Origin of the sequence: Niveibacterium sp. 24ML (assembly GCF_026586805.1) — a bacterium.
GTDB lineage: Bacteria > Pseudomonadota > Gammaproteobacteria > Burkholderiales > Rhodocyclaceae > Niveibacterium.
Genome location: NZ_JAPFHA010000003.1, coordinates 12,235 through 23,614, shown reverse-complemented (window position 1 = coordinate 23,614; position 11,380 = coordinate 12,235). Strand labels below are relative to the sequence as shown.

The window sequence follows — 11,380 nt, the reverse complement described above, 5'->3', positions numbered from 1 at the left end:
GCCCGCCGAATGCGGCAAGTCGTGACTCAGGGTCCGCATTGTCGAGACGCTCATCGTGATCTCAGAGGGCGGCAAGCACCGCATCCCCCATTTCGCGCGTACCGACTCGGCGCGTGCCAGCTTCCCAGATATCGCCAGTCCGCAAGCCCTGGGCGAGCACTCGCTTCACCGCAGTTTCGATACGCACGGCAGAGACCTCATCGGCAAAGCTGTAGCGAAGCATCATTGCAGCCGAAAGGATCGTCGCCAGCGGATTGGCGACCCCCTTGCCGGCGATGTCCGGGGCCGAGCCATGACTCGGCTCGTACAAGCCCTTGTTGTGGGCATCAAGAGAGGCCGAAGGCAGCATGCCGATTGACCCCGTCAGCATTGAAGCCTCGTCCGAAAGAATGTCGCCGAACATATTGCCGGTCACCATCACATCGAACTGCTTGGGCGCCTTGACCAATTGCATCGCGGCGTTATCGACGAGCATGTGGGAGAGCTCGACATCCGGGAAGTCGGCCGACACTTCGATCATGACGTCGCGCCAGAGCTGGGTCGTCTCAAGGACGTTCATCTTATCGACCGAACACACGCGCTTGTTCCGCTTGTGTGCCGCTTCGAATGCAACCTTGCCGATCCGACGAATCTCGGCTTCGGAGTAGATCATCGTGTTCCAGCCTACACGCTGCCCCTCACGAACTTCGATGCCACGCGGCTCGCCGAAGTAGATATCACCCGTGAGCTCACGGACGATCAGGATATCGAGACCAGAAACGACCTCAGGCTTGAGCGTCGACGCGTTCGCCAGCTCGGGGTAGAGAATGGCGGGCCGCAGGTTTGCAAAGAGCTGCAAATCCTTGCGAATGCCAAGCAAGCCGCGCTCTGGACGCTGGGGACGCGGCAGACAATCCCACTGTGGACCACCGACAGCCCCGAGCAGCACCGCGCCCGCTTCGCGAGCCAGCTTCTGCGTCGCCTCGGGATACGGAACGCCAGCGGCATCGACAGCACAACCGCCAAGAAGAGCGGGCTCCATTTCGATCTTGAGGCCATCACTGCGCAGCGCCTCGAGCACGCGCACTGCTTCAGCAACAATCTCGGGGCCGATTCCATCACCGGCAAGAACACAGACTTTCATCGAATCTCTCAGGTAAAGAGCCAAGGCTGCTCAGCTTGCCGGCGCGACTCAAATTCGCGGATCTTCTCGGCGTGGCGGAGCGTCAAACCGATATCGTCAAATCCGTTCAACAAGCAGTACTTACGGAAGGGATCAACGTCAAACGGAATCACCTTGCCGTCGGGGCGGGTAATGGTTTGCGCCTCAAGATCAATGCGCAGCGAATATCCCGGCGTCACCGTCACTTGATCAAACAGCGCATCAACCTCTGCAGCCGGCAACTTGATCGGCAGCAGGCCGTTCTTGAAGCAGTTGCTGAAGAAAATATCTGCAAAGCTGGTGCCGATCAGAACACGGAAGCCGTAGTCCTCGATCGCCCAGGGCGCGTGCTCACGCGACGAACCGCAACCGAAGTTATCGCGGGTCAGCAGCACTTTGGCGCCCTGAAAGCGGGCCTGATTCAGCACGAAATTCGGGTTCAGCACGCGCTTGGTATTGTCCATGCCAGGCTGCCCCTGATCCATGTAGCGCCATTCATCGAAAAGGTTGGGTCCAAACCCTGAGCGCTTGATCGATTTCAGAAACTGCTTAGGGATGATGGCGTCGGTATCGACGTTCGCGCGATCCATTGGCGCCACCAAGCCATGAAGAATGGTGAACTTTTCCATTACTTTTTCGACTTTTCCTGAATTTGATCACCGACCTTTTCAAGGTCTTTACCGAAACCATGAACGGTATTGCACGCGGACAAGGCCAAAGCGGCCGCCACGACAATCAGGGCACGGAAAACACTCATCGGTTTCTCCATCATGCTCAGAGGATTTCTCGTACATCAACAAACCGGCCTGCAATCGCCGCTGCTGCTGCCATTGCGGGGCTCACCAGATGCGTACGGCCGCCTGGCCCCTGGCGACCTTCAAAATTGCGGTTGGATGTCGAAGCGCAGCGCTCGCCCGGCTCGAGGCGGTCTGCATTCATCGCCAGACACATCGAGCAGCCAGGCTCACGCCAATCGAATCCGGCGGCCTTGAAGATTTTGTCCAAGCCCTCAGCCTCCGCCTGACGCTTGACCAGCCCTGAACCCGGTACGACAAGCGCCAACTTGATGTTGTCGGCAACCTGGCGGCCTCGCACGACTGACGCCGCCTCGCGCAAGTCTTCGATGCGGGAGTTGGTGCAGGAGCCGATGAAGACCTTATCCACCTTGATCGACGAAATCGGCGTTCTGGGCGTCAAGCCCATGTACTCCAACGCGCGGGCGTAGCCCTCGCGCCGAACCGGATCGGTTTCCTTTTCTGGATCGGGGACAGTGCCATCGATCGTCGTCACCATCTCGGGCGACGTACCCCAAGTGACCTGCGGCAAGATCGCGCGAGCGTCAATCTCGACGACACGGTCAAACGGCGCACCATGATCGGACACAAGCGTGCGCCAATACTCGACCGCCTTGTCCCAAAGATCACCTTTCGGCGCGAAGTCTCGCCCACGAAGGTACTCGATGGTGACCTCATCCACACCAACCAGTCCCGCGCGCGCGCCGGCCTCGATAGCCATGTTGCAAAGCGTCATCCGCCCTTCCATCGACAATGCCCGGATGGCAGATCCACCAAACTCCATCGCGTAACCAGTACCGCCAGCAGTGCCGATTCGCCCGATGACATGAAGAATGATGTCCTTGGCAGAGACGCCTTTGCCAAGCGTGCCATCAACCTTGATCAACAAGGTCTTCGACTTCTTCTGCAACAAGCACTGCGTCGCCATGACATGTTCGACTTCAGACGTGCCGATACCGTGAGCAAGGCACGCGAATGCGCCATGCGTCGAGGTGTGCGAATCGCCGCAAACTACGGTCATGCCCGGCAGAGTCGCGCCGTTTTCCGGCCCGATGACATGGACGATGCCCTGGCGCAGATCCTTGAACGGGAAGTATGCCTTGGCCCCCACCTCACGAATGTTCGCGTCAAGCGTCTCGACCTGAAGCCGCGAAATCGGATCCTTGATACCGCTCGCCCAGTCGTCGGTGGGCGTATTGTGATCGGCCGTTGCGACAATCGAACCGGTACGCCATGGCTTGCGCCCAGCCAAACGCAGCCCCTCGAAGGCCTGCGGGCTGGTGACTTCGTGCACCAGGTGGCGATCGATATAGATCAGCGCGGTGCCATCGTCTTCTTCATGAACAACGTGGCTGTTCCAGAGTTTTTCGTAGAGCGTGTGCAGTGCCATTCGCCAGAAACCGCAACAAAATCATAATCTTCAATTATTTCACAGCAGGATCGTGCTGACCAGCGCGCAATGCGGCGGCGCAACAGGAAATCCTTGCGCAGCCTTGCCTTGCCCGGACCTCAGCGGGCCTTGGCCTGTTCGTAGAGCGGCATGACTTTGGCGGAGTAAAGCGCCAGATCCTTCTGACGCGAGGCCTGCGACGGATGGGTGGACAACCACTGCGGCTGGCCACCGCCCGAGATGCGCCCCATCTTGTCCCACAGCGATATGGCGGCGCGTGGATCGAAGCCTGCGCGCGCCGCCAGTTCAACCCCGATTCGATCTGCCTCGGTTTCCTGTTCGCGCGAATTGGGCAGCCCGAACATGGCCTGGTAGGCCATGCCGGCCACATCCATCGTCGCGCCGCTGGCACCCAGTGCAATGCCGATCACCGTCAGACCGAGCTGGGCGTTTGCGGCTTGGGACGCGCGTTCCCATGCGTGTTCGCGCAAAGCATGGGCGATTTCGTGCCCGATCACCGCCGCGAGTTCATCGTCGGTGATTTTGAGTTGATCGATCAATCCGGAGTACACCGCAATCTTGCCGCCGGGCATGCACCAGGCGTTGACCTCTTTGGAAGCCAGCACGTTGACTTCCCAGTTCCAGCCCACCGCATCGGGCCGAAAGGCCGCGACCGTAGGGATCAAGCGCGATGAAATTTTGCGTACCCGCTCAGTCTGCTGGCGGTCGACGTTCAAGGCATTTTTCTTCTCTGCCGTCGTCACAACTTGCCGATACTGCAGCGAGGCCTGTTTGGTGAGTGAATCCCGATTGACCAAGGGGGATACGGTCTGCTTGCGGTCAACACCCACCGTGCCTGGCGCGGTGGTCTGGACGGTGGCGCAGGCGACAGCAATGGCACTCGCCGCAAGAATGGGCGCAGCGCGCCGGAATGAAATGCCCATTGTGTATCCCTGATCCAATACGCTGGAGTCAAAACGGGCAGGCCGAGCCTCCGCTCGCCTGCCCAGTCGGTTCCTTCCCGCCGCCGGCCAGACTATTCCCTGGGACTGGGAACATCCTGAGCGGCACCCGGCGCCAGGCCGGCAATTCGTGGCGTTGAGACATGGACATCGGCGTTCTGCGCACGGTGGCGCAGAGCGTGATCCATCAGCACGATCGCGAGCATTGCCTCGGCAATTGGCGTCGCACGGATGCCGACGCAAGGATCGTGGCGCCCGGTGGTCATCATTTCAGTCGGCTCACCCGCGAGGTCGATCGAGCGGCGATTCTGGGGCACCGAAGACGTCGGCTTGATTGCGATCGAGACGCGCAGGTCCTGGCCCGTTGAAACGCCGCCAAGCACGCCGCCGGCATGGTTCGACAGGAAACCTTCCGGCGTAAGCTCGTCGCCATGCACGGTGCCACGCTGAGCCACCACCCCAAACCCATCGCCGATCTCAACGCCCTTCACGGCGTTGATGCTCATCATGGCATAGGCGATATCAGCATCCAGGCGGTCGTATACCGGCTCACCCCAGCCGACCGGCACGCCGCTTGCGATCACATCGATGCGCGCGCCAATCGAATCGCGTTCGGCGCGAATCTGATCCATGTAGGCCTCAAGACGCGGCAAGACCTCGTCGTTCGGGGCAAAGAAGGCATTCTCGGAAACGTGCTTCCAGGCCTTGAACGGAATCGTGATCTCGCCAAGCTGGCTCATGAAACCGCGAATGACGATGCCATGCTGCTCGCGCAACCATTTGCTGGCAATCGCCCCCGCCGCCACACGCACCGCAGTTTCGCGCGCGGAAGACCGCCCACCGCCGCGATAGTCGCGGATGCCGTACTTGTGCCAGTAGGTGTAATCGGCATGCCCGGGGCGGAAGGTCTGCGAGATCTTCGAGTAATCCTGGCTGCGCTGGTCCGTATTGCGGATCAGCAAGCCGATCGGATGCCCGGTGGTCTTGCCCTCAAACACGCCAGAGAGGATTTCAACGCTGTCCGGCTCCTTGCGCTGCGTGACATGGCGCGAGGTGCCGGGCTTGCGCCGGTCAAGTTCGACCTGGATATCCGCTTCGGTCAGCGCCATGCCGGGCGGGCAACCGTCCACGATGCAACCGATGGCTGGGCCGTGAGATTCACCGAAAGAAGTCACCGTAAAGAGGGTACCGATTGTGCTGCCGGACATGGATTCGTCTGCTTTATTGGGCTTGCGGGGAGGCGCGAGTTTATCACCTCCCCTTTTCCGGCTCACTGGAAGAAGGCTTCGAGCCTTTCGAACACGGCGTGGTCGGCGCCATGGCGGCGCACACTCAATACGTCTTCGAGCTTTTCAGCCTGCAAGGTCATCTGGGAGAGTCGCTCGTCATCATGCACCAGCAGCCAGATCCGGCTTTCACCTCCATCACCGACCGGCATGCACAAGATGCCCTCTACGTTGAAGGCACGACGGGCAAACAAGCCGCAGACATGAGTCATCACGCCCGGGTGATTACGCACCGCCAACTCAAGAACGGCCTTCTTCTGCGCCTGAAGGTCAGCACTCGTTGATTCGCCCATGGTTCAACCTCCGATCATTTCAATGTTCGCGGCACCCGGCGGCACCATCGGGAAAACCTTCTGGTTCACGTCGATCGAGCAATGGATCAGGGTTGGCCCCTTCGACGATATCGCCTCGGCCAGCAAGGCACGCGGGTGAGCACTGCGGTCCAGATCAACCGCCGCGAGCCCGAAGCCTTCGGCGATTCGCACAAAATCTGTCTGGCGCTTGTAGTCGGCCGCGAAGATTCGCTTGCCGTAGAACATGTCTTGCTGCTGATGAACCAGGCCCAGCGACTGGTTGTTCATGAGGATGATCTTCACATCAACCCCCTCGTCGGCCGCCGTCGCCATCTCCTGGATGTTCATCTGCAGACTGCCGTCACCCGAGAAGCACACGACTTTGCGCTTTGGCTCGGCAAGCGCCGCGCCGATCGCTGCAGGCAGCCCGAAGCCCATGGTGCCAAGCCCGCCAGAAGTCAGCCATTGACGCGGGCGACGGAAGGGGTATGCCTGCGCCACCCACATCTGGTGCTGGCCAACATCAGTCGTAATGATCGCGTCGTCATCAAGGCAAGCCGCTACGGCACTGACCAAGCCGTAGTGACTGCGCGGATCGTCAAGCGCCGGCATCTGCAATGGGTGGGCCGCCCGCAGACCGCTCACCCGCGAGAGCCACTTCTTGCGCAACTGCACCTGCACATGTGGCAAGAGCCTTTCGAGCACGGCCGCCACATCCCCCTGGATACCCACATGCGCGAATCTGATCTTGTGGATCTCCGACGCATCGATGTCGATGTGGATGATCTTCGCATCGGGGCAAAACTCCGAGGCCTTCCCGATCGCACGATCATCAAAGCGCGCCCCAACGCAGATCAGCAGATCCGACTCCTGCAAAACGTAATTGGTGTAGCGCGCACCGTGCATACCCAACATGCCCACTGACAGCGGATGATCTATCGGCATTGCGCCCAAGGCCATCAGCGTCATCGTGGTGGGCAGCCCCGCCTGTTCGGCAAGGGTCACGGCCAAGTGGGAGGCGCCCGAGGCAATTACGCCGCCGCCAAGATAGAGGATCGGACGCTCGGCGCTGTTGATCATCTGCGCGGCACGAAGCAGCGCCTCACCATCAACCTCGGGCGGCGTGTCGAGCGACGAGGGAGCAGGCAGAGCGCCGACGCGAATCCGCTGAAGCTGAACGTCCTTGGGAATATCAACCCAAACCGGACCCGGACGCCCCGACTGCGCGATCCGGAACGCATCATCAATGACCTGCGGCAGCGCTTCGGCGTCACGAACTAGGTAGTTGTGCTTGGTGACAGGAATCGACAGCCCGTAGGTGTCGACTTCCTGAAATGCATCGGTGCCGATCATCGGCAGGGGCACTTGTCCGGTGATGCAGACAAGCGGAATCGAGTCGAGCTTCGCGTCAGCAATCGCGGTGACCAGATTGGTCGCGCCGGGGCCGCTTGACGACATGCACACCGCTGCCTTGCCTGACGCGCGAGCAATACCTTGCGCGATAAACCCGGCGCCCTGCTCGTGACGGGCAAGCACATGCCGGATCGTACCGGCCGACGCCAGCGCATCGTAAAGCGGCAACGCCGCGCCACCGGGAATCCCGGCAATCGTGTCGACGCCTTGGGCTTCGAGCAAACGGACCAGCAATTGAGCACCGGTCATTTCCATGGGGTCACTCCTCTTTGTAAGGTGACCCGGCGCCTGGCTGGTTGGGCTTTTTCCGTCTCCAGAAAGAAAAACCCCGCCAGCTGCACGCCGGCGGGGTTGAAATCCTGATGACCTTAGGACCCCTGCTACGGCGCGCAAGCACCTACGCTTACTACGCGTACTACTACCGCTACTACGGCAGCCGACATGAAGTCGAAAAAGTACGAAGAAGCGCGCATGAGTCTTTCAAGCCAACGGAAACGGAACGACGATTCAATTCCAGCACACAATCCCTGAAAGCTCAAGAGCCTCTTTGCAGGAAACGCACACGGAAATGCGCCACATGTCAGAAAAATTCCTACAAGAAAACAAACCCTTAGGTAGAACAAGCCACCAAAGGAATCCCGGCAAGCCCGCTGCCGGCGAGGCCTGGCAAATACCAGCCCCGCAAGCGGATGTAAGACGGATTAGCAGGACAAAAAAGCCGGCCAAGTGTGAGAAATTTGCATCAGACAGCCTTCTTGACTTCGTCTCGAAGCGCGCGCCGCAGGATCTTGCCCACGTTGGTCTTGGGCAGCTCGGTCCGGAACTCAACAAGCTTTGGCACCTTGTAGCCTGTCAGCTTGTCGCGGCAGTGTGCAATAACAGACTCGGCAGTGAGATTGGAATCTTTCTTGACCACAAAGATCTTTACCGCCTCGCCCGATTTTTCGTCCTGCACGCCAACCGCCGCCACCTCCAGTACCCCGGGGTGCGACGCCACGACATCTTCGATCTCGTTCGGATAAACGTTAAAGCCAGAGACAAGAATCATGTCCTTCTTGCGATCTACGATCCGCACGAAGCCTCGATCATCGACCACGGCAACATCGCCGGTCTTGAGGAAGCCGTCTTCGGTCATGACCTTTGCCGTTTCGTCTGGCCGGTTGTAGTAGCCCGCCATGACTTGTGGCCCACGCACGCAGAGCTCACCCGATTCCCCAAGCCCCAGTTCCTTGCCATCTTCGTCACGAATCGAAATTTCGGTCGATGGAACAGGCAGCCCAATCGCACCATTGAACTCGGCAAGATCCAGCGGGTTGATGGTCACGGCCGGCGACGTTTCGGTCAACCCGTACGCCTCAACCAAGGGCTTGGCCGTAAGCGCTCGCCACTTGTCAGCCACCGCGCGCTGAACCGCCATTCCACCACCCAAGGCACACCGCAAGCGAGAGAAATCAAGTTTCTGGAAGTCGGGGTTATTGACCAGCGCGTTGAACAGGGTGTTGACCCCGGTAATTGCCGTAAACGGGTGCTTCTGCAACTCCTTCACGAACCCGGGGATGTCACGCGGATTCGTAATCAGGATATTGGTCGCACCGACCTTGAAGAAAGTCAGGCAATTAGCCGTCAGCGAAAAGATGTGATACAGCGGCAACGCGGTCACGATGACCTCGTCACCCTCCTTCAAGAAAGGCTTGATCCAGGCATGCGCCTGCTGAAGGTTGGCGATGATATTGCGATGAGTGAGCACCGCCCCCTTTGAAACGCCTGTCGTACCGCCGGTGTACTGCAGGAACGCCGTGTCATCCTGGGTCACCGTAACCGGCTGCCAAGCCTGCCGCGCCCCCCGCGACAAGACCTGAGCAAAGGTGATGTGCCCCGGAATATTCCACGCAGGCACCATCTTCTTGATGTGCTTGACCACAAAGCTGACCAGCGCCCCCTTCAGCCCCCCCAGCATGTCGCCGATGCGAGTAACCACCACATGCTTCACCGGCGTATGCGCCAGCACCTCCTGCAACGTGGACGCGAAATTCTCGAGAATCACGATCACATCGGCGCCGCTGTCTCTTAACTGATGCTCCAGCTCACGCGGCGTATACAGGGGGTTGCAGTTAACGACGATATAGCCAGCCCGCAACGCCCCCCAAAGACAGACCGGATACTGCAAGAGGTTCGGCATCATCAGCGCGATGCGCGCGCCCTTTGGCAGCTTCAGATCCTGCTGCAGGAACGACGCGAACTGTCCGCTTAGGCGATCGAGCTCGTTGAATGAGATCGACTTGTCCATGTTCACATACGCAGCGCGGGGCCCGAACTTCCGTATGCCTTCCGCAAACAGATCGCCAATCGCACCGTACTCACCCAGATTGATCTCAGCCGGCACCCCTGCCGGATAGCTCTTCAACCAGATCTTCTCCACCAAACACCCCCCGGTATTTTTCGTTTTGGATTCGTCGTCAGCTCAACATGCTCGGCGCCGAAAACTTGCAGCCACGCAGCAGACGCTCGTCACTTCAGTGCTCACCAGCCTCATCTGGCCAGTTCCGAATGTAGTTCTTGAGCATCTTGTTCTCGAAACTCTGTTCCTCAAGCACAGCCTTGGCGACATCATGAAAGGAAACAACACCCATCAGGGTCGCACCATCCATGACGGGCAAGTAGCGCTGATGGTCGTCGATCATGACCCGGCGGAGTTCGTCCAGATTCATGCCAAGCCCGGCACTTCGCGGGTTGCACAACATCGCTTCGGCCACGGTCACCTGCCCCCATCCGTCACCGCCTGAATTCAGCGCATTGAGCACCTCGCGGAAGGTCAGCATCCCCACCATGCGGCCATGCTCGAACACGACAAGCGACCCAACGTCCTGTTCGCTCATGATCGCAACCGCCTCAGCCAACGCCTTGTTCGGCGCAATCGTGTAGAGCACCCGGCCTTTGATGGCCAGAATCTCGCTCACCAGCATGACCCACTCCTTCCGACGACTTCACCCGAGCCGCCCATCACAGTGACCGCCAAGTTCACAGGGACCACCAACCATACTCTACCGTATGGACAAAGCCCGTGTGAACACCTTTACTGCACGCCAAACAAAACGGGCAGCTCGCAAGCCGCCCGTTTCCTTTTCAACCCTCAATGCAGGCTAACGCTCAAGATCCTTGAGCTTGCCTGACACTTTTGCCCATTCATCAGCATCTGGCAACGGATCCTTGCGTTCAACAATCGGCTTCCACAAGCGCGCAAGCTCTGCGTTCAAGGCCGTAAACCCCTGCTGATCAGCGGGGACGTCATCCTCCGCGTAGATTGCTTCTACCGGACACTCTGCAACGCAAAGCGTGCAGTCAATACACTCATCCGGATCGATCACGAGAAAATTCGGGCCCTCGCGAAAGCAATCCACCGGGCACACATCAACGCAATCCGTGTATTTGCACTTGATACAAGCTTCAGTTACCACATATGTCATTCTTGTCTCTCCGTCGGCGGTTGGGGAGTAAGCTCACCGCAAGCCGTGAATATACCGGAGCAAGGGCATCGCTCAACAGCTTCGATTTCACGATCCGGCAGCCGGCCGCCCCTTCACTGGCGTTTTTTAGTACGATTCACCCTCAAACCGGGCAACCGCCCCTCCCCCTACGCAACGTTCATCGGCGAACTCGCCACACATAATTGACGTTCCAGGCGGGGTTGAAGCAAACAGCGAGGAATCATGAGCGAACACATCCTTCACGTCACCGACGCTTCCTTCGAGCAAGACGTACTCCAGTCGAGCACTCCCGTTCTTGTTGACTACTGGGCCGAATGGTGTGGCCCCTGCAAAAGCATCGCACCGGTGCTTGATGACATTTCCAAGGAATACGCGGGCAAGCTCGTCGTCGCCAAGCTGAACATTGACGAAAACGCCGAGACGCCAGCCAAATTCGGCATCCGTGGCATTCCCACATTGATGCTTTTCAAAGGTGGCAGCGTTGAAGCAACCAAGGTTGGTGCGCTATCCAAGTCCCAACTCACCGCGTTCATTGACAGCAACCTCTGATCAAGCTAGATTGCTGTCATAAAGAAAGTTCGGCGCGCCGCCCGGCGCGCCGTTGTCAAACAAAGAC

Annotated in this window: 12 protein-coding genes; 1 reads left to right on the top strand and 11 read right to left on the bottom strand. The window is 59.1% G+C overall.

Annotated features, from left to right (window positions below):
• Positions 1–61: 61 nt before the first annotated feature.
• The 11 genes from leuB to fdxA form a co-directional block, all read right to left on the bottom strand.
• Positions 62–1,123 (bottom strand): 3-isopropylmalate dehydrogenase, encoded by a 1,062-nt coding sequence (leuB, locus tag OPU71_RS03230; protein WP_267724920.1) that lies wholly within the window; start codon positions 1,121–1,123, stop codon positions 62–64.
• An 8-nt stretch (positions 1,124–1,131) separates the two neighbouring features.
• Positions 1,132–1,770 (bottom strand): 3-isopropylmalate dehydratase small subunit, encoded by a 639-nt coding sequence (gene leuD / locus OPU71_RS03225; protein ID WP_267724918.1) that lies wholly within the window; start codon positions 1,768–1,770, stop codon positions 1,132–1,134.
• Positions 1,770–1,898, bottom strand: a complete 129-nt coding sequence (locus tag OPU71_RS03220; protein ID WP_267724916.1) for an entericidin A/B family lipoprotein — start codon at positions 1,896–1,898, stop codon at positions 1,770–1,772. Before OPU71_RS03220 ends, leuD begins: the two co-directional genes overlap by 1 nt.
• A gap of 17 nt (positions 1,899–1,915) precedes the next feature.
• Positions 1,916–3,325 carry a 3-isopropylmalate dehydratase large subunit gene (leuC, locus tag OPU71_RS03215; protein ID WP_267724914.1) on the bottom strand — a complete coding sequence of 470 codons (1,410 nt, stop codon included), beginning with the start codon at positions 3,323–3,325 and terminating at the stop codon, positions 1,916–1,918.
• Between the two features lie 119 nt (positions 3,326–3,444).
• Positions 3,445–4,269 carry a M48 family metallopeptidase gene (locus OPU71_RS03210; RefSeq protein WP_267724912.1) on the bottom strand — a complete coding sequence of 275 codons (825 nt, stop codon included), beginning with the start codon at positions 4,267–4,269 and terminating at the stop codon, positions 3,445–3,447.
• Between the two features lie 92 nt (positions 4,270–4,361).
• Positions 4,362–5,495 (bottom strand): chorismate synthase, encoded by a 1,134-nt coding sequence (aroC, locus tag OPU71_RS03205; RefSeq protein WP_267724911.1) that lies wholly within the window; start codon positions 5,493–5,495, stop codon positions 4,362–4,364.
• A 62-nt stretch (positions 5,496–5,557) separates the two neighbouring features.
• Entirely contained in the window at positions 5,558–5,866 is a 309-nt protein-coding gene (ilvN, locus tag OPU71_RS03200; RefSeq protein ID WP_267724910.1) for an acetolactate synthase small subunit, read from the bottom strand.
• Between the two features lie 3 nt (positions 5,867–5,869).
• Positions 5,870–7,534 (bottom strand): acetolactate synthase large subunit, encoded by a 1,665-nt coding sequence (ilvB, locus tag OPU71_RS03195; protein WP_267724908.1) that lies wholly within the window; start codon positions 7,532–7,534, stop codon positions 5,870–5,872.
• A gap of 487 nt (positions 7,535–8,021) precedes the next feature.
• Positions 8,022–9,698: a long-chain-fatty-acid--CoA ligase FadD gene (gene fadD, locus OPU71_RS03190; RefSeq protein ID WP_267724905.1), complete on the bottom strand. Its 1,677-nt coding sequence runs from the start codon at positions 9,696–9,698 to the stop codon at positions 8,022–8,024.
• A 94-nt stretch (positions 9,699–9,792) separates the two neighbouring features.
• Positions 9,793–10,242, bottom strand: coding sequence for a CBS domain-containing protein (locus OPU71_RS03185; RefSeq protein ID WP_267724904.1), 450 nt, complete (start codon positions 10,240–10,242; stop codon positions 9,793–9,795).
• Positions 10,243–10,419: 177 nt separating this feature from the next.
• Entirely contained in the window at positions 10,420–10,743 is a 324-nt protein-coding gene (gene fdxA / locus OPU71_RS03180; RefSeq protein ID WP_267724901.1) for a ferredoxin FdxA, read from the bottom strand.
• Between the two features lie 243 nt (positions 10,744–10,986).
• Here fdxA and trxA point away from each other — a divergent pair, with 243 nt between their 5' ends.
• Complete coding sequence (gene trxA, locus OPU71_RS03175; protein ID WP_267724900.1) at positions 10,987–11,313, top strand: thioredoxin TrxA; 327 nt, start codon at positions 10,987–10,989, stop codon at positions 11,311–11,313.
• The last annotated feature ends 67 nt before the right edge of the window (positions 11,314–11,380 follow it).